We start from the raw sequence: 18,134 nt of genomic DNA on the forward strand, positions 1-18,134 counted from the left end.
CGCCGCGCCGACGGCGGCGGCCGGGACGGCACCGGCCGCAACCGGACCGGCCGCGATGCCGTTCTCCCTGCCCGCCCGGCTGCGCATCCCGGCGATCGGCGTCGACGCCCCCGTCGCCGGCGTCGGCCTCGACGCCGCCGGCGGACTCCAGGTGCCGCCGGCCGGCGACCGCAACCTCGCCGGCTGGTACCGCCTCGGTACCGCCCCCGGCAGCACCGGGAACGCCCTGCTGGTCGGCCACGTCGACACCGACCGCGGCCCCGCCGTCTTCTGGGCGCTCGGCTCTCTGCACCGCGGCAACACCCTCGACGTGCTGCGCGCCGACGGAAGCACCGCCCGCTTCGCGGTCGACTCCGTCGAGGTGCTGCCCAAGGCCGGCTTCCCCGCCGGCCGGGTCTACGGCGCCACCGCCAGGCCCGAGCTGCGCGTGATCACCTGCGGCGGCGGCTACACCCGCGCCACCGGCTACCAGGGCAACGTGGTCGTCTCGGCCCACCTCGTGCAGGCGCTGTGACGACCCGTCAGGCCATGGCCGCGACCGGTTCTGGCGCCGGGGTGAACGGCCGGCCGTCCAGCGTCCAGTGCGGGTCCGGCACGATCTCCAGCGCCGCGTACACGTGCGCCGCCACATCGGTGTGGTGCAGCGGCAGCACCGGCCCGCCCGGGACGATCCCCGGGCCGCAGGCCGCGATCCAGGCCGTGCGCTCCAGGTCGGTGCGGCCTCCGTGGCCGCCGCCGTCGAGGTGCCCGTGGTCGGTCACCACGATCACCGTCCACTCCTCCTCGGCGTACGCGGCACGGCCGCGGACCGCGGCCAGCAGCCGGCCGAGCCGGGCGTCCGCCGTCTCCACCGAACGCCGGTACTCCTCGCCGCAGCCGAGGAAGTGCGCCGTCTCGTCGACCGCGCCCAGGTAGACGAAGGAGGCCTGCGGGTCGTCGTCGCTGCGCCCCAGCACGTACTCGGCCTCGGAGGTCACCCGCTCGTCGCAGACCTCCCACGCCTCCGGGGTGTCCTCCAGCGGCGCGATGTAGGACAGCCGTCCGGGCGCCGCGAACAGCGGACCGCCGCTGCGGGCCAGGAACAGCGGCTCCCAGCCGCCCGCGGCGAAGGTCCGGCGCCGGTGCACGGCCGCGAGCCGGGTGGTGAAGTCCGGGAAGACGTCCAGCCGGTTGCCGCCGAAGTGGTTGCCGAACACGCCGTGCTTGGCCACCCCCACACCGGTCACGACCGTCGCCCAGCACGGCCCGGACATCGTCGGCGTCGCCTCGTCCACCTGCACCCCGGCGAGGAAGCCGGCCTCGGCCACCGCGTCCAGGTGCGGGGTGTGCAGCGACGGCAGCAGGTCGAGCCGGACGCCGTCGATGCCGACGACCAGCACTCGCCTCGGGCCGGCGGGCCAGGTGGGGGACATCGGTGCTCCTCTCGGTGGGACGATCCCCGGCACCCTAACCACTCGCGCGCCCGCGACCTGCCGCCCGGTACCCCCGTGAGCCGGCAATTCGCCGTCCTGCCGCCGGATGTTCGATCCGTGTTCGCCCGGCGGTGACCGGCCGGGGAAGCGACCGGGGAACAGCGGGGCGACCGGCCGGGCGCCGGCGGGGAGCGGTCTGCGGCGGCAGGTGACCGGGCGGTAGCCTAGGCGCCATGCTGAGGATCGGACTGACGGGCGGGATCGGCGCGGGCAAGAGCGAGGTGTCCCGGCAACTCGCCGCGCTCGGCGCCGTCATCGTGGACTCCGACCTGATCGCCCGCGAGGTGGTGGCCCCCGGAACGGACGGACTGCGCGCCGTCGTCGCCGAGTTCGGCCCCGAGGTCCTGCAGCCGGACGGCTCGCTCGACCGCCCCGCCCTCGGCCGGCTCGTCTTCGGACACCCCGAGCGGCTCGCCGCGCTCAACGCGATCGTCCACCCGCTGGTGCGCGCCCGTTCCGCCGAACTCGAGGCCGCCGCCGGGCCCGAGGACGTCGTCGTGCACGACGTCCCGCTGCTCGCCGAGAACGGCCTCGCCCCGCTCTACCAGCAGGTCCTCGTCGTCGACGTGCCCGACGAGATCCGGCTGGACCGGCTGGTGCGGCTGCGCGGCATGGCCGAGGACGAGGCCGAGGCCCGGATGGCCGCCCAGGCCACCCGCGAGGACCGGCTCGCCGTCGCCGACGTCGTCATCGACAACAGCGGCTCGCTGGAGGACCTCACCGCCCGCGTCCGTCAGGTCTGGGAGCAGCTCACCGCCGCCCGGGCCTGACGGGCGCCGCCGCGGCGGCCTCCCGCCCGCCCGGCTCCTCCGAGGTTTCCGGGCCGTCCAGGCGAGTGGCGGCGCCACTGGCAGCGAGGGTCCTGGCAGGGGGAGTTCGCCGGTCCCGGTTGTTAGGGTGGGCGCGTGGCAGAGGGGCAGCGGCCGGCACCGCGGCGGCGGGACGCGCGGCGCAATCGTGAGGCGCTGGCCGCGGCCGCCGCCGACGTCTTCGCCGAACACGGCCTCGACGCCCCGCTCGACGTCATCGCCCGCCGCGCCGGGGTCGGCAACGCCACCCTCTACCGGCACTTCCCGACCCGCGAGGAGCTGATCGGCGAGGTCTTCCGGACGGCGGCGACCGTCCTCGCCGAGGCCGGCGAGGACGCCCTCGCCGTCGAGGACGCCTGGACGGCCATCGAGGGCTACTTCACCCGGATCTTCGAACTCGTCGCCACCAGCCGCGGCATCAACGACCTGGTGACCATGGCGATTCCGACCGTTCCGGTACTCGCCGAGATGAGCCACCGCAACGCGGAGACCGTCGGCGTCCTGGTCGCCCGGGCGCAGGAGCAGGGCACGATGCGGGGGGACGTCGTCGCGACGGACCTGTTGTTCCTGCTCGGGCCGCTCTGCCGGGCGGTGCCCGCCGCGGACGGCCTGCGGCCGGGGCTGTGGCGGCGTCATCTCGCCCTGCTGCTGGACGGCTTCCGCACCCGCGCCGCCCACCCGCTCCCCGAACCGCCGATCGGCGACGACCGACTCGACCAGCTCTTCGCAGGCATCTGGGAAGCCTGACAGGAGGGCTCACCCCAGGGGCGCGTGGGGGGCACCTCACGGCCGAAGGCCGGGGGAGAACAGCCCAATTCGGGAGTGCCGGTCCTGACGGACCAGGGCCGACCGCTGGTTCGTACGGTGGCCTGCATCCGAGGTGCGCAGTTTCCCCGCGGCCCTGTGGTGAGCCCCGCAGTTTCCCCGCGTCCCTGAGTGGGTCCCCGCTCAGATGCGGTGGAGGACTTCGCCGGCGGGTTCGCGGGCGGCCCTGAGGGCGGGGAGGGCGGCTGCGGCGGCGGCGGCGAGGACGGCTGCGGTGACCAGGGTGGTGAGGGCGGCGGCGGAGGGCGGGTGGGCGAGTCCGGCGCCGACGCCGGTCGCGGCGCCCTGGGCGTCGATCAGGGCGAGGGCGAGCGGTACGCCGAGGGCTGCGCCGAGCAGGCCGCCGAGGAGGGCGACGGTGGCGCAGCGGGTGACCACGAGGGCCATCGCCTGCCGCGGGGTGACGCCGATGGTGCGCAGCAGTGCGAGGTCGCGGCGGTGGGCGCGCAGGGCCACGGCGGCGACGGTGAGGAGTTCGGCGAGGGTGATGAGGGCGAGCAGGGCGACCAGGCCGACGACGGCGGCGCGGACGGTGGCGAGTCCGGCGAAGGGTGCGGTGGTGGGCCGGACGTCGAGGCGTCCGGGGAAGGCGGCGGCGAGGCCGGTGGAGACCTCGTCGGCGTCGGCGCCCGGGCGGAGGGTGACCGCCCAGTAGTCGGGCCGGGGGTCGGGGGTGGTGGCGTCGGCGAGGGTGTCGAGGCCGGTGGAGACGATGCGGCCGCCGCGGTCGGGTTCGACGACGCGTCCGACGACGTGCAGGATCCGCGGGGTGCCGTCGGTGGTGACGCGGGCCCACTGGCCGACCCGGATGCCGAGGAGGTCGAGGGCGCCCTGTCCGGCGACGGCTTCGCCGACGGCGTGGACGGGCCGGCCCTCGACGACGTCGAACGGGTAGGGGCGGTCGGTGGTGCCGAGGGCGCGCAGGGTGAAGGTGGCGGACTGGCCGGGGGCGAGTGCCTCGCGGTCGGCGCCGGGGTGGACGCCGGAGACGGCGGGGTCGGCGGCGAGGGCGGCGGGCAGCGGGTCGTCCGGTCCGGCGGCGCGGACGGTGAGGGCGGCGGCGGAGCCGGCGGTGGCGGTGCGGCCGAGCCCGTCCAGGGTGGACCAGGCGGTGAGGGCGAGGGTGCAGGCGAGGACGGGGACGGCGATCCGCAGGGCGGCGGTGGCGGTGCGTCCCCGGCCGCGGACGGCGCCGCGGACCCCGAGGACCAGGGCGGGCGGCAGCCGGCGCAGCAGGGCGAGCCGGGCGGGGCGGGGCGGCCGGTCCTGCGCGGGTTCGCCGTCGGCGGGCGGGACGGCGGGGATCCGGGCGGCCCGCAGTGCGGGCAGTGCGGAGGCGGCGGCGACGGTGACCAGGCAGGCGGGGGCGGCGAGCAGGGCAAGCGGTCCGCTGCCGAAGACGGCCCGGGCGAGTGCCCAGGGGGTGGCGGTGACGCCGGGGTCGGGGGCGAGGGCGGGCAGCAGGGCGGCCGCGGTGAGGGCGCCGGCGCCGCCGATCAGCAGTCCGGCGGCGGCGAGCAGCAGGTGCTGGGCGACGAACATCCGGGCGATGCCGGCGGGGGTGAAGCCGAGGGCCTTGAGGGTGGCGATGTCGCCGAGGCGGGAGCTGATCCGGCCGGCGGCGGCGCCGGCGACGGCGAGGGCCGCGGCGGCGAGGGCGGCGAGGCCGCACAGGCCGAGCAGCAGGCCGGCCGGTCGGCTCTCGCGTTCGTGGGAGTCGCGGGCGTCGGTCCAGGTGGCGACGCGGGTGACGTCGCCGCCGAGGGTGGTGACGGCCCGCTGGGCGGTGTAGTCGGCGTCGGCGGGGTGGGCGAGGCGCAGGCCGACGGCGTGGCCGCGCAGGGCGGCGGTGGGCTGGACGGTGCCGAGGGTGCCGGGCAGCACCCAGGCGAGGCCGGGCCGCAGGTCGGGGTAGCGGGCGCGGTCGGGGCTGTCGGCGATGCCGAGGACGGTGAGGGTGTGGCTGCGGCCGTCGGGGCCGCGCAGGGTGAGCCGGTCGCCCGGGCGGGCCCAGGCGGCGGAGGCCAGGGAGTGCTCCAGGACGATGCCGTCGGGGCGGGCGGCGTCGAGGGGGCCGCCGGCCACCGGCAGCGGGGCGGAGACGGCGGGCGGGCCGGGGTCGGTGGCGCGCAGCGAGAGCGGCAGTTCGGGGCCGGTGGCGGGCCGCCCGTTGCGGCCGGTGAGGGTGGCGGTGGTGGTGTCGTACGGTCCGCCGACGGCGGTGACGCCGGGCAGCCGGGCGAGGGCGGTGTCGGCGTGGTCGGTGCGGGTCTCGATCCAGACGTGGGCGCCGTCGGCGCGGGCGAACTGTCGCTGCCAGGGCCCGGTGACGTTGTTGAGCAGGGCGCCGGCGAGCAGCAGGGCGGCGGAGACGCCGGCGGTGGCGAGTACGACGAGCAGCGCGGGCAGCCGGTGTGAGGCGAGGTCCGCGCGGATCCAGCGGAGGGCGGCGCGCACGGGCTCAGCCTCCGAGGTCGAGGACGTCGCGGATGCCCCGGGCGGGCGGGGTGTCGTCGACCCGGGCGTCGTCGGTGATCAGGCCGTCGAAGAGGCTGACCACGCGGTCGGCGCTGCCGGCGACCCGGGCGTCGTGGGTGACGAGGACGATGGTGCGGCCCTTGGCGTGGTGGCGGGTGAGCAGGGCGAGGACCTCGCGGGCGCTGCGACTGTCGAGGCTGCCGGTCGGCTCGTCGGCGAAGAGCAGGTCGGGGTCGTTGACGAGGGCGCGGGCGAGGGCGGCGCGCTGGCGTTCGCCGCCGGAGAGGGCGGCGGGGGCGGCGTCGGCCCGGTCGGCGAGGCCGAGGTCGGTGAGGAGTTCCTCGCGGCGTTCGCGGGCGGCCCGGGCGCTGTGGCCGGCGAGCAGGGCTGGCAGTTCGATGTTGTCGGCGACGGTGAGGTCGGAGACGAGGTTGCCGGTCTGGAAGACGATGCCGATCCGGCGGCGGCGCAGCACGGCCCAGTCGGCCTCGCGGAGGGTGTCCACGCGCCGGCCGTCGAGGTGGATCTCGCCGGCGTCGGGGCGGCGCAGGCCGGCGAGCAGGTGCAGCAGGGTGGACTTGCCGGCGCCGGAGGGGCCGGTGACGGCGACGAAGTCGCCGCGCCCGACGCCGAGGTCGACGCCCCGCACGGCCCTGACCTCGGCGCCGCCGCGGGCGGCCCGGTGGGTCTTGACGAGTCCGGTGGCGCGCAAAACCGGGACGGCGGTGTCCTGGTCCGTCACGTGAGCTCCTCCTGGCAGCGCTCCAGCCAGTCGAGGTCGGCCTGCAGGTGCAGGACGGCGCCCTCGATGAGCAACTGGGAGACCTGGTTGCCGCGTTCCTCGGCGGCCATCCGGTTCAGGCCGCGCATGACGTTCAGATAGTGCCGGCGCTGGTTGTTGATCAGCGTCAGCCGGTCGGCCAGCTGCGTCTCCGGGGCCAGCACGAGTTTGAGGAAGAACTCGTCGCGGACCCGCGGTCCCTCGGAGGGCTCGCTGAGCCACTTGGCCACTTCCTGGCGGCCGGTGTCGGTGATGGCGTAGACGCGCTTGTCGGGTTTGCCGTCCTGGGCGACGTCCCGGCCCTCGATGAGGCCGGCCTTCTCCAGACGTCCGAGGGTGACGTAGACCTGGCCGATGTTCGCACGAGGGTACGCCGCGCCGAAGGTCTGCTCAAGGGCCTGCTTCAGCTCGTAGCCGTGCGCCGGCTCCTTGGCGAGCAGCGCGAGCAGCGGTAGCCGCACTCGGACCCTCCCCTCCCTTCGTTCGCCCGGGCATACTCTGTCGTCAATGGCTTGTCGTCCGCGACGCGGCCCGGCTGGTTCGGCCCGGTCACACGGTACGCGAGGCGGGCGGTCCCGCCCATCGGCGGGCGGAGTGGAGGTCGGTTCGGTGCGCCGTCGGAGTCTGGGGAAGTTGGCGGGGGTGCTGGCCGGCGTGCTGCTGGCGGGCGGTTGCTCGCTGCCCGACGGCGCCGATGAGACGGACGCGTCCGGCACCGGGCCGGTCACGCTGGTGACCGGCCGGGACCGGGCCGGCTACCTGCAGGGCCTGCTGGACAGCTGGAACGCCGGGCATCCCGGCGAGCGGGCGACGCTGGTGGAGCTGCCGGACGCGGCGGACGAGGTCCGGGCGCAGCTGGCGGAGGGCCTGGCACGCGGCAGCGACCGCTTCGACGTGGTCAACCTGGACGTGGTGTGGACGGCCGAGTTCGCCGAGAAGGGCTGGATCGCGCCGCTGGACACGGGGATGGCGCCGGCCGGTCTGCTGCCGGCGGCGGTCGGCACCGGGCGGTGGCGGGACCGGCTGTACGCGGTGCCGTTCACCACCAACGTCGGCCTGCTGTACTACCGCAGTGACGTGCTGGCCGCGGAGGGTGTGCAGCCGCCGCGCACCTGGCCGGAGCTGGAGCGGCTCGCCCGGGAGGTGGCGCCGCGGCACGGCCTGGACGGCTACGCGGGGCAGTTGCTGCCGTACGAGGGGCTGACGGTGAACGTCGCGGAGGCGGTCGGCTCGGCGGGCGGCAGGCTGCTGGACGACCGCGGTGCGGTGGCGGTGGACTCCCCGCAGGCCCGGGCGGGCCTGGAGTTCCTGGCGCGCGGGGTGCGGGAGGGCTGGATACCGCGGGCGGCGCTCGGTTACCGCGAGGAGGAGTCGAGGCAGGCGTTCCAGGACGGCCGGCTGCTGTTCCTGCGCTGCTGGCCGTACGTGTACCCGCAGGCCCAGGGGCCGGGTTCGGCGGTGGCCGGGAAGTTCGGCGTGGTGCCGCTGCCCGGCCCGGACGGCCCGGGCACCTCGGTGCTGGGCGGCTCCGACCTGGCGGTCAACTCCCGTTCCCGGCACGGGCGGACGGCCCGGGACCTGATCCGCTTCCTGACCGGGCGCGACGTGCAGCGCCGGGTGCTCACCGAGGGCGGTCTGCCGCCGGTCCGCGCCGACCTGTACACCGATGCCGAGTTGGTGCGGCGCCACCCGTACCTGCCGGTGGTGCGGCAGGCGCTGGAGGGCGCGGTGCGCCGGCCGGCCTCGCCGGAGTACCAGCAGGTGAGCCTCGCGGTGAGCGCGGCGGCGTACGAGGCGCTGCTGGGCCGCAGCAGCGCGGACGAGGCGGTGGCGCGGATGGCGGCGGACCTGAAGTCGATCTCCGGCTGACCTCCGAGGTGGTCCGCCAGGGGCCCGGATACTTACTTGTTAAGTATCCGGGCCCCTTCTTTTGTACCTGAATGTGGAGATTTGTCCGCACATTGCCGGTGAATCTGCTCTGGACGGCACCTGTCCTGCTACCTAACATGCATGTATCCCCGCGGCCCGGACGGCGCCTGCGGGACCCTGTGCGACCTCTGCGGCGCTGCCCCGCCGTGTCCTTCCTGAAGGTGACGAATGCTCACGTCCCCCACCCCGGACGATCCACCGGCCGTGCCCGCCCACGCCGTGCTCACCGCCCCGCCGGCTGCCGGCCCCGACCGCCCGTGGTGGCGGGACGCGGTCGTCTACCAGGTCTACCTGCGCAGCTTCCAGGACTCCGACGGCGACGGCGTCGGCGACCTCGCCGGCGTCCGCGCCCGCCTCCCGTACCTCAAGCGCCTCGGCGTGGACGGCGTCTGGCTCAACCCGTTCTACGCCTCCCCGCAGCACGACCACGGCTACGACGTCGCCGACCACTGCGCCGTCGACCCGCTGTTCGGCACCCTCGACGACTTCGACCTGCTCGCCGAGGACTGCCGGCTGCTCGGCCTCCGGCTGATCCTCGACATCGTGCCCAACCACTGCTCCCGCGAGCACCCGTGGTTCGAGGCCGCGCTGCGCGCCGCACCCGGCAGCCCCGAGCGGGCCCTCTTCCACTTCGCCGACGGCCGCGGCGAGAAGGGCGAACTGCCGCCCAACAACTGGCGGGCGATGTTCGGCGGCCCCGCCTGGACGCGGATCCGCGAGGCCGACGGCACCTGGGGCCAGTGGTACCTGCACCTGTTCACCCCCGAGCAGCCCGACCTCAACTGGCGCCGCCCCGAGGTGGCTTCGGAGTTCGAGCGGATCCTGCGCTTCTGGCTCGACCGCGGCGCCGACGGCTTCCGGATCGACGTCGCGGCCGGCCTGTTCAAGCACCCCGAGCTGCCCGACTCGCCCGACCCGGAGGCCGACGAGCGCACCCGCGACTCGGTCAACCCGCTCGCCTGGAACCAGCCCGAGGTGCACGGCATCTGGCGCCGCTGGCGCGCCGTCTGCGAGGAGTACACCGCCCGCGACGGCCGGCAGCGTCTGCTCGTCGGCGAGGCCTCCGTGCCCACCGCCGCCGAACAGGCCGCCTACCTGCGCCCCGACGAACTCCACCAGGCGTTCTTCTTCCACCTGCTGCACGCCCCCTGGGACGCCGCCCACTGGCACCGGGTCATCGACGCAGCCGTGCACGACATCGCCGCCACCGGATCCACCGTCACCTGGGTGCTCAACAACCACGACCAGGTGCGCACCACCAGCCGCTTCCACGCCGGTGACCCGCTGGCCGGCGCCGCCCGCGCCCGCGCCGCCGCCCTGCTGATGCTCGCCCTGCCCGGCGCCGCCTACCTCTACCAGGGCGAGGAACTCGGCCTCCCCGAGGTCGACGACCTGCCCGACGAGGTGCTCACCGACCCGATCTACCACCGCACCGGCAGCCGCACCGGTATTCGGGACGGCTGCCGCATCCCGATGCCCTGGTCCGGGCAGGAGCCGCCGTTCGGCTTCTCCCCCGACGGCGGCAAGGAGCCGTGGCTGCCGCAGCCCGCCCACTTCGCCGCGCACACCGCCGAACGCGCGCTCGCCGACACCGGCTCCGCCTGGCACCTCTACCGCGAGGCGCTGCACCTGCGGCGCGTCCTGCCGCAGCTCGGCGAGGGCACCCTGCGCTGGATCGACACCCCGCCCGGCGTGCTCGCCTTCGTCCGCGGCGACGGCCTGCTGTGCGCCGTCAACTTCGGCGACGAGCCGGCCCTCGCCCCCGTCGACGGCGAACCGCTGCTCGCCAGCGGCCCCTGCCCGCCCTGCACCCTGCCGGCCGGCACCGCCGCCTGGTGGGCGGCCGGCGCGGCCACACTCTGACACTCCGTCACCTGCCCTCCGCCGCCCCCCCGAACGGGCCGTGAGCCCACACCCGCGGCCCCGGTCGCCCCGGATCCCTCCGGAGCAGCGGCCACCGGCCCGCCCCGCGACACCTCCCGCCCGCGGGGCGGGCCACCCCAGAGACGTCCGCGCGACCTGCCTCCCCGCGCGGCACCGGCCGCCCCACCCGCGGCCGCGCCCGCTCCGCCGACCACCGCGCCACGCATCCGCGGCCCGGCGGAGCGGGCACCCACGGCACTCCTCCACCGGCAGCCCGGCCACCCACGGCCGGCCCCACCCCCGAACGGCACCCGGCCACGGCCGGACGCCGACCGAGAGGACACCACCATGCGATCCCTGCGAGCGGCCGTCGCCCTGACGGCCACCCTCGGCCTGGCCGCCACGGCCACCGCCTGCGGCAGCGGCGGCACCGCCTCCGGCACCGCGGCCGACAAGGCCTCCGCCAAGTCCCTCGACGGACAGACCGTCAGCGTCGCCGCCGCCTGGACGGGCGTCGAGCAGAAGAACTTCCAGAAGGTGCTGGACGCCTTCACCGCGAAGACCGGCGCCAAGACCGTCTACATCTCCACCGGCGACAACGTCTCCACCCTGGTCGGCAGCAAGATCGAGGGCGGCGACCCGCCGGACGTCGTGATGATGCCGCAGCTCGGCGTCCTCCAGCAGTTCGCCCGCAAGGGCTGGCTGGAGCCGCTCGCCCCCGCCGTCGCCGACAGCCTCCACCGCGACTTCGCCAAGATCTGGGCCGACTACGGCACCGTCGACGGCAAGCTCTACGGCCTGTACTTCAAGGCCGCCCACAAGTCCACCGTCTGGTACAGCCCCGCAGCCCTGGACACCGCGGGCGTCAAGCCGCCCACCACCTTCGACCAGCTGCTCGCCGCCGGCCACACCCTGTCGGACAACGGACTGCCCGCCTTCTCCGTCGCCGGCGAGGCCGGCTGGCCGCTCACCGACTGGTTCGAGAACATCTACCTCTCCCAGGCCGGCCCGGAGAACTACGACAAGCTGGCCAAGCACCAGATCCCCTGGACCGACCCGACCGTGGTCGCCGCCCTCACCACCCTCGGCAAGGTCTTCGGCGACCCGCAGCTCGTCGCCGGCGGCGGAAAGGGCGCCCTGCAGACCGACTTCCCCGAGTCCGTCCAGGCCGTGTTCGGCGACAAGCCCACCGCCGCGATGGTCTACGAGGGCGACTTCGTCGGCGCCGTCGTCTCCGGCGAGCTCAAGAAGAAGGTCGGCGAGGACGCGAAGTTCTTCCCCTTCCCGGCCGTCGGCACGGGCAGGCCGCCGGTGGTCGGCGGCGGCGACGCGGCCGTCGTCCTCAAGGACGCCAAGCACAAGGACGCCGCCCAGCAGCTGCTGCAGTACCTCGCGAGCCCCGAGGCCGGCGAGGTCTGGGCCGGCGCCGGCGGCTTCCTCTCGCCCAACAAGGCCGTCAAGCCCGCCGCCTACCCCGACGACACCACCCGGCAGACCGCCGCGTCGCTGATCGCCGCCGCCGACGGTTTCCGCTTCGACCTCTCCGACCAGGCCCCCGCCGCCTTCGGCGGCACCCAGGGCAGCGGCGAGTGGAAGCTCCTGCAGGACTTCCTGGCGAACCCCGCCGACGTCAACGGCACCGCCCAGCGGCTGGAAGCCGCCGCGGCCGCCGCGTACAAGGGCTGACGTTCCCATGAGGACACCCACCCGTCCCCGGAGCTCCGGCGCCGCCCTGCGGCGCCGGGGCCTGGCCCCCGTCTTCCTGCTGCCCGCCCTCGCCCTGCTCGGCGCGCTGGTGCTGTACCCCATCGGCTGGTCCGTGGTCCGCAGCCTCTACGACGCACCCGGCACCGGCTTCGTCGGGCTCGGCAACTACCGCACCGCGTTCACCGACGACGCCACCCTCACCGCGCTGCGCAACAGCGCGATCTGGGTCGCCGTCGCGCCCGCCCTGGTCACCGGCCTCGGCCTGGTCTTCGCCGTGCTCACCGAGAAGGTCCGCTGGGGCACCGCCTTCCGGCTGCTGGTCTTCATGCCGATGGCGATCTCCTTCCTCGCCGCCGGCATCACCTTCCGGCTCGTCTACGAGCAGGACCCGGCGCGCGGCGTGCTGAACGCCGCCGCGGTCGCCGTCCACGACACCTTCGACCCCGACCCGTCCTACCCCGGCGCCCGGCCCCGCCCCGGCGGGCCCGCCACCACCTCCGGCGGGGCGGTGCGCGCCGCCCCGGCCCCGCCCGGCACCGCCGTCGCCGTGCCGCTCGTCGGACTCAAGCCCGCCGCGCTGCCCGCCGCGGCGAAGCCGGCGGCCGCGCCCGCCGCCGGCGCGCAGGGCGGCGTGCACGGCACCGTCTGGCTCGACGTCACCCCCGGCGGCGGCACCCCCGGCACGATCGACCCCGGCGAGCGCGGGCTGCCCGGCGTCACCGTCCGCCTCCTCGACGGGCAGCGGACGGTCGCGACCGCCACCACCGCCGCCGACGGCTCCTTCGCCTTCCCCGGGCACCCGAGCGGCACCGTCGACCTGCCCGCCGCGAACTTCGCCGCCCCCTACCGCGGCCTCGCCTGGCTCGGCCCCGGCCTGGTCACCCCGGCGATCATCGGCGCCTACCTGTGGATCTGGGCCGGCTTCGCGATGGTGGTCATCGCCGGCGGCCTCGCCAACCTGCCCCGGGAGACCCTGGAGGCCGCCCGGATGGACGGCGCGGGGGAGTGGCAGATCTTCCGCCGGATCACCGTGCCGCAGCTCGCCCCCGTGCTCGGCGTCGTCCTGGTGACCATGGTCATCAACGTGATGAAGATCTTCGACCTGGTCTTCGTCGTCGCCCCCGGCCCCGTCCAGCAGGACGCCGGCGTGCTCGCGCTGCGCCTGTGGCTGGTCTCCTTCGGCGGCGGCAACGACCAGGGCCTCGGCAGCGCCCTCGGCGTGCTCCTGCTGCTGCTCGTGGTGCCCGCCATGGTCCTCAACGTCCGCCGCTTCCGCAGGAGCACCCGATGACCCAGCTGCTCACCCGGCCCGCCCCCGGCCGTTCCGCCGGGTCCGCCCGGCCGCCGCGGCCCCGCCTCGCCGCACGGATCGCCGCCCGCACCCGCGGCGGCGCCGTCCAGGCCGTGCTGCTCGTCGCCGCCGCGCTCTGGCTGATGCCCACCGTCGGCCTGCTGCTCACCTCACTGCGGCCCAAGGAGGACAGTGCCGCCTCCGGCTGGTGGACGGTGCTCGCCCACCCCGCCCGGCTCACCCTCGACAACTACACCGCCCTGCTCGGCGGCGGCGAGGTGCTCGGCGCGTTCTGGAACACCGTGCTGATCTCGGTGCCCGCCACCGCGCTGACCGTCGCCCTCGCGGCGCTCGCCGGCTACGCCTTCGCCTGGCTCGAATTCCCGGGCCGGGACTGGCTGTTCCTGGTGGTCGTCTGCCTGCTGGTGGTGCCCGTGCAGATCGGCCTGGTGCCGGTCGCCCGGCTGCTCGGCGCGATCGGCCTGTTCGGCACCGTCCCGGGCGTGGTGCTGTTCCACGTCGCCTACGGGCTGCCGTTCGCCGTCTTCCTGCTGCGCAACCAGTTCCTGGAGATCCCGCAGGAGATCATGGAGGCCGCCCGGATCGACGGCTGCGGCGAGTGGAGGGTCTTCCGCCGGCTCGCCCTGCCGCTCGCGCTGCCCGCCCTCGCCTCGCTGGCGATCTTCCAGTTCCTCTGGGTCTGGAACGACATGCTGGTCGCGCTGGTCTTCGCCGGCAGTGACTCCCAGCCGCTCACCGTCCTGCTGCAGTCCCAGATGCGGCAGTTCGGCAGCAACCTGGACGTGCTCGCCCCCGGCGCCTTCCTGTCGCTGCTGGTGCCGGTCGCCGTCTTCTTCTCCTGCCAGCGCTACTTCGTGCAGGGCGCGATGGCCGGATCCGTCAAGTAGCCGCCGCGCGGCGCCCGTACCCCGAGCGGGGCACGGGCGCCGCGGCGTCCGGCTCAGGGCTTGCGGCCCACGCCCGCCCAGATGCCCACCTCGGCGTCGGTCGCCGACGGCACGGTGTCCGGCCGCCACAGCGGGGCCGTCACCAGGCCGGGCTCCAGCAGCTCCAGGCCGTCGAAGAACCTCAGCACCTGCTCCCGGGTGCGCATGCTCAGCTGCGCGGTGGCGTTGCGGTAGATCGCCGGGCCCTTCTCGGCCTCGGAGGCCGGCACGAAGTCCGCGGTGCCGTGCGAGAGCGCCAGGTGGCTGCCCGGCGGCAGCGCGTCGACCAGCGTCCGCACGATGCCGTACGGGTCGTCGGCGTCGTCGACGAAGTGCAGCACCGCGAACAGCAGCAGCGCCACCGGCCGCCCCAGGTCCAGCAGTTCGCGCACCTGCGGGTCGGCCAGGATCTTCTCCGGGTCGCGCAGGTCGGCCTGGGTGACCGTCACCGTGCCGCGGCCGGAGCCGGCCAGCAGCGCCCGGCTGTGCACCAGCACGATCGGGTCGTTGTCCACGTACGCCACCCGGGCGTCCGGGTGTACCAGCTGCGCGGTCTGGTGGGTGTTGCCCGCGGTCGGGATGCCGGTGCCGATGTCCAGGTACTGCTTCACCCCGGCCTCGGCGAGGTGGCGCACCGCCCGCTGCAGGAAGGCCCGGTTGGCCAGTGCACTGATCCGCACCAGGGGGCTCAGCGCCAGGACCTTCTCCGCCGCCTCCCGGTCCGCCGGGAAGTTGTCCTTGCCGCCCAGGTAGTAGTCGTACATGCGGGCCGGGTGCGGGACCTCCGGGCGCAGGTCCACCGGTGCGTGCGGTTCGCCGGTGCCGGACATCCAGTCCAGCGATATGTCCTGATGCTCGGTCATGACCCGTCTCCCCGCAGCCGTTCGACTCTCACCGGGGCAGCATAGACGGGCGGCGCGCGCTCCCGGCCCCCGAACGCCCGATCCGGCCGGGGCTTGCCGGCGGTGGTGCGTACCGGGACGACGCGCCCTCAGGCCTCCTCGGCCGCGTCCCGGCCCGGTGCGTCGCCCAGCAGGTACCGCGCTCCGGGGCCGGCCGCCGCCGCCCGGTCGCCCGCGTTGTACAGCGCGCAGCGCGACAGCGACAGGCAGCCGCAACCGATGCACCCGGTCAACTTGCGCTTCAGCAGCTGGAGTTCCTCGATCTGCCGGTCGATCCGCTCGTGCCAGGTCGCGGCCACCGCGCCCCACTGGGCGCTGCTCGGCGCCCGGTCCTCCGGCAGCCGGTCGAGGGCGGCGCGGGCCTCGTCCAGCGACAGGCCGACCCGCTGCGCCGCCCGGACGAAGGCGATCCGCCGCAGCGTGGCCCGGGCGTAGCGGCGCTGGTTGCCGGCCGTCCGCTCGGCGTGGATCAACCCCATCCGCTCGTAGTAGCGCAACGCGGAGGCGGCCAGGCCGCTGCGGGCGGAGAGCTGGCCGATGGTCAGCAGGTCGTGCCGGGTCGGTCCCATGCGGCCGAGGATAGCCGCTTGACCTGAAGTCGACTTCACCTTGCACGCTGGTCGGCATGACCACCGCAACCACCGGCCGGCGGCCGTACGGCTTCGCCGACCTGCCCGCCCTGATGGCCCTGATGACCGGCGACGAGAAGCACGGCCCCGCCGCCACCTCCACCCTGGACGCCCTCTGGGTGCTCTACGACCGCGTGCTGCGGGTCGGGCCGGACACCGCCGACGACCCGGCCCGCGACCGCTTCCTGCTCTCCAAGGGCCACGGCCCGATGGCCTACTACGCCGTCCTCACCGCCAAGGGCTTCCTGGACGAGGCCGTCCTGCCGGGCTTCGGCGGCTACCACTCCCCGCTCGGCCACCACCCGGACCGGCTGCTGGTGCCCGGTGCCGAGATCGCCTCCGGCTCGCTCGGCCACGGCCTGCCGCTCGCCGCCGGCACCGCGCTCGGCCTGCGCGCCCAGGGCCTGACCGACCCGGCGGTCTGGGTGCTGATCGGCGACGCCGAACTGGACGAGGGCAGCAACCACGAGGCCATCGCCTTCGCCGGCGCCGCCGGCCTGGACCGGCTGCACACCGTGGTGATCGACAACTCCTCGGCCACCCACGGCTGGCGCGGCGGTATCCAGGCCCGCTTCGCCGTCGAGGGCTGGTCCACCGCCACGGTGGACGGCCGCGACCACGAGGCCCTGCACGCCGCGTTCACCGCCCCGCACCCCGGCCGCCCGCACGCGGTCGTCGCCCGCGTCGAACCCAAGAACTGACCGCTCCCCACCACCGAGAAAGGCCCCTGCCATGGAGACCATGCGCGAGCGCTTCGCCGCCGTCACCACCGAACTCCTCGACCACGACCCGCGGCTCGCCCTGGTGCTCGCCGACATCGGCGCCGACTCCTTCCGCCCGGCCGCCGCGCGCCACCCCGACCGGGTGGTCAACGTCGGCATCCGCGAGCAGCTGCAGATCGGCGTCACCGCCGGACTCGCCCTCACCGGCCTGCGCCCGATCGCCCACACCTTCGCCAGCTTCCTGATCGAGCGGCCCTGGGAGCAGGTCAAGCTCGACCTCGTCCACCAGGGCGTCGGCGCCGTGCTGGTCAGCGCCGCCGGCTCGTACGACTGGCCGGCCGGCGGCCGCACCCACATGGCGCCCGGGGACGTCGCCCTGCTGGACACTCTGCCCGGCTGGACGGTCCACGTGCCCGGCCACCCGGACGAGGCCGAGACCCTGCTGCGGCACGCCGCCGCCGACGGCGACAGCCTGGTCTACCTGCGGCTCTCCGCCCACCGGAACGACACCGCCCGGCCCGTCGAACCCGGCCGGCTGCTGTCCGTCCGCACCGGCCGCCGCGGCACGGTCGTCGCCGTCGGCCCGATGCTCGACGCCGTGCTGGAGGCCACCGAGGGCCTCGACCTCACCGTGCTGTACGCGGCCACCGTCCGGCCGTTCGACGCCGCAGGACTGCGGGCCGCCGCGGGCGACCGGCCGGACGTCGTCCTCGTCGAGCCCTACCTCGCCGGCACCTCCGCCGGCGCCGCCCACGACGCCCTCGCCGACCTGCCGCACCGCGTCCTCGGCCTCGGCGTCCCGCGCGAGGAGCACCGCCACTACGGCTCGATCCCCGAGCACCTCGCCGCCTACGGGCTCGACGGCGCAGGCCTGCGCGCCCGCATCGCCGCCTTCCTGCGCTGAACGCCCCCGGTCCCTGGTAGCTTCGCGGACGAAGGGGGATGCCATGAACGCGCAACACCGCGCACCGCTCGACGTCCGCTGGATCCACGGGTCGACGTCCTCGAAGCACAACACCGACCCCGACCTGCAGGTCCACGAGGTCGACGAGGCGACGTACATCCTGCGGCAGAACAAGGCCGTCCACTACGAGGCGCCGTTCCTGTACCTGCTGTTCGGCACCGAGCGGGCCGTCCTGATCGACACCGGCGCCACCGCCGATCCGGCGCACCTGCCGCTGCGCCGCACCGTCGACGAGCTGATCGAGCGGCGCGGCCCGGGCCTGCCGCTGCTGGTGCTGCACAGCCACGGACACGGCGACCACACGGCGGGCGACGGCCAGTTCGCCGACCGGCCGGACACCGAGCTGGTGCCGGCCGGCGAGGCGCTCGCCTGGTTCGGCTTCCACGGCGAGGAGAGCCGGACGCTGGACCTCGGCGGACGGGTGCTGGAGTGCCTCGCCACCCCGGGCCACCACGCGGCGTCGGTGACCTACCACGACCCGCGGACGGGCTTCCTGCTCACCGGCGACACCGTCTACCCGGGCCGCCTGTACATCGGTGACTGGCCGGCCTTCGTGCGCACCGTCGACCGCCTGGTGGAGTTCGCCGCGACCCACGAGGTCACCCACGTACTGGGCTGCCACATCGAGATGACCACCGAGCCGGGCACCGACTACCCGCTCGGCACGACCTTCCAGCCGGACGAGCCCCCGCTGGAGCTCTCCGTCGCCGACCTGCACGAGTTGCAGGCCGCCTGCCGCGAGATCGGCGACCGCCCCGGCCGCCACCCGTACAAGCGGTTCGTCGTCTGCAAGCCGGACTGACGCGCTGCTCCGG

Annotated in this window: 17 protein-coding genes; 11 read left to right on the forward strand and 6 right to left on the reverse strand. The window is 75.3% G+C overall.

What is annotated here, in order from left to right; genetic code table 11:
- A partial coding sequence (locus tag KSNIM_RS28120) for a class F sortase (RefSeq protein ID WP_263105916.1) occupies positions 1-514 on the forward strand: 514 nt, incomplete at its 5' end.
- Positions 515-521: 7 nt separating this feature from the next.
- Here KSNIM_RS28120 and KSNIM_RS28125 read toward each other — a convergent pair.
- Complete coding sequence (locus KSNIM_RS28125; protein WP_317634062.1) at positions 522-1,412, reverse strand: alkaline phosphatase family protein; 891 nt, start codon at positions 1,410-1,412, stop codon at positions 522-524.
- Between the two features lie 233 nt (positions 1,413-1,645).
- Between KSNIM_RS28125 and coaE the strand changes: the two genes are divergently transcribed.
- Complete coding sequence (gene coaE, locus KSNIM_RS28130) at positions 1,646-2,242, forward strand: dephospho-CoA kinase (RefSeq protein ID WP_263105917.1); 597 nt, start codon at positions 1,646-1,648, stop codon at positions 2,240-2,242.
- 135 nt (positions 2,243-2,377) lie between these two features.
- Complete coding sequence (locus KSNIM_RS28135) at positions 2,378-3,028, forward strand: TetR/AcrR family transcriptional regulator (RefSeq protein WP_263105918.1); 651 nt, start codon at positions 2,378-2,380, stop codon at positions 3,026-3,028.
- 201 nt (positions 3,029-3,229) lie between these two features.
- Here the strand turns inward: KSNIM_RS28135 and KSNIM_RS28140 are convergent, their stop codons facing one another.
- The 3 genes from KSNIM_RS28140 to KSNIM_RS28150 are packed head-to-tail and all read right to left on the reverse strand — an operon-like array spanning position 3,230 to position 6,826.
- On the reverse strand, positions 3,230-5,563 hold the full coding sequence (locus KSNIM_RS28140) for an FtsX-like permease family protein (protein ID WP_263105919.1): 2,334 nt from the start codon (positions 5,561-5,563) through the stop codon (positions 3,230-3,232).
- A gap of 4 nt (positions 5,564-5,567) precedes the next feature.
- Positions 5,568-6,326 carry an ABC transporter ATP-binding protein gene (locus KSNIM_RS28145; RefSeq protein WP_263105920.1) on the reverse strand — a complete coding sequence of 253 codons (759 nt, stop codon included), beginning with the start codon at positions 6,324-6,326 and terminating at the stop codon, positions 5,568-5,570.
- Entirely contained in the window at positions 6,323-6,826 is a 504-nt protein-coding gene (locus KSNIM_RS28150; protein ID WP_263105921.1) for a PadR family transcriptional regulator, read from the reverse strand. Before KSNIM_RS28150 ends, KSNIM_RS28145 begins: the two co-directional genes overlap by 4 nt.
- A 148-nt stretch (positions 6,827-6,974) precedes the next feature.
- Here KSNIM_RS28150 and KSNIM_RS28155 point away from each other — a divergent pair, with 148 nt between their 5' ends.
- The 5 genes from KSNIM_RS28155 to KSNIM_RS28175 all read left to right on the forward strand — a co-directional run bounded on the left by KSNIM_RS28155 (position 6,975) and on the right by KSNIM_RS28175 (position 14,063).
- Positions 6,975-8,234: an ABC transporter substrate-binding protein gene (locus KSNIM_RS28155; protein ID WP_411543786.1), complete on the forward strand. Its 1,260-nt coding sequence runs from the start codon at positions 6,975-6,977 to the stop codon at positions 8,232-8,234.
- 228 nt (positions 8,235-8,462) lie between these two features.
- Positions 8,463-10,157: a glycoside hydrolase family 13 protein gene (locus tag KSNIM_RS28160; protein ID WP_263105922.1), complete on the forward strand. Its 1,695-nt coding sequence runs from the start codon at positions 8,463-8,465 to the stop codon at positions 10,155-10,157.
- A gap of 348 nt (positions 10,158-10,505) precedes the next feature.
- Positions 10,506-11,843, forward strand: a complete 1,338-nt coding sequence (locus tag KSNIM_RS28165) for an ABC transporter substrate-binding protein (protein ID WP_263105923.1) — start codon at positions 10,506-10,508, stop codon at positions 11,841-11,843.
- 7 nt (positions 11,844-11,850) lie between these two features.
- Complete coding sequence (locus tag KSNIM_RS28170; RefSeq protein WP_263105924.1) at positions 11,851-13,155, forward strand: carbohydrate ABC transporter permease; 1,305 nt, start codon at positions 11,851-11,853, stop codon at positions 13,153-13,155.
- Between the two features lie 77 nt (positions 13,156-13,232).
- On the forward strand, positions 13,233-14,063 hold the full coding sequence (locus tag KSNIM_RS28175; protein ID WP_411543891.1) for a carbohydrate ABC transporter permease: 831 nt from the start codon (positions 13,233-13,235) through the stop codon (positions 14,061-14,063).
- Between the two features lie 53 nt (positions 14,064-14,116).
- Here KSNIM_RS28175 and KSNIM_RS28180 read toward each other — a convergent pair whose 3' ends face one another.
- Both KSNIM_RS28180 and soxR read right to left on the reverse strand, forming a co-directional pair.
- On the reverse strand, positions 14,117-14,965 hold the full coding sequence (locus KSNIM_RS28180; RefSeq protein ID WP_263105926.1) for an SAM-dependent methyltransferase: 849 nt from the start codon (positions 14,963-14,965) through the stop codon (positions 14,117-14,119).
- A 128-nt stretch (positions 14,966-15,093) separates the two neighbouring features.
- Positions 15,094-15,573: a redox-sensitive transcriptional activator SoxR gene (soxR, locus tag KSNIM_RS28185; protein WP_263105927.1), complete on the reverse strand. Its 480-nt coding sequence runs from the start codon at positions 15,571-15,573 to the stop codon at positions 15,094-15,096.
- 56 nt (positions 15,574-15,629) lie between these two features.
- Between soxR and KSNIM_RS28190 the strand changes: the two genes are divergently transcribed.
- The 3 genes from KSNIM_RS28190 to KSNIM_RS28200 are packed head-to-tail and all read left to right on the forward strand — an operon-like array spanning position 15,630 to position 18,121.
- The gene (locus KSNIM_RS28190; protein WP_263105928.1) at positions 15,630-16,334 is read left to right on the forward strand and encodes a transketolase; all 705 of its coding nucleotides are present in this window, start codon (positions 15,630-15,632) and stop codon (positions 16,332-16,334) included.
- Between the two features lie 31 nt (positions 16,335-16,365).
- Complete coding sequence (locus tag KSNIM_RS28195) at positions 16,366-17,259, forward strand: transketolase family protein (protein WP_263105929.1); 894 nt, start codon at positions 16,366-16,368, stop codon at positions 17,257-17,259.
- A 43-nt stretch (positions 17,260-17,302) separates the two neighbouring features.
- Positions 17,303-18,121, forward strand: a complete 819-nt coding sequence (locus KSNIM_RS28200; protein ID WP_263105930.1) for an MBL fold metallo-hydrolase — start codon at positions 17,303-17,305, stop codon at positions 18,119-18,121.
- Positions 18,122-18,134: the final 13 nt, after the last annotated feature.

The organism is Kitasatospora sp. DSM 101779 (assembly GCF_025655475.1).
Taxonomy (GTDB): Bacteria; Actinomycetota; Actinomycetes; order Streptomycetales; family Streptomycetaceae; genus Kitasatospora.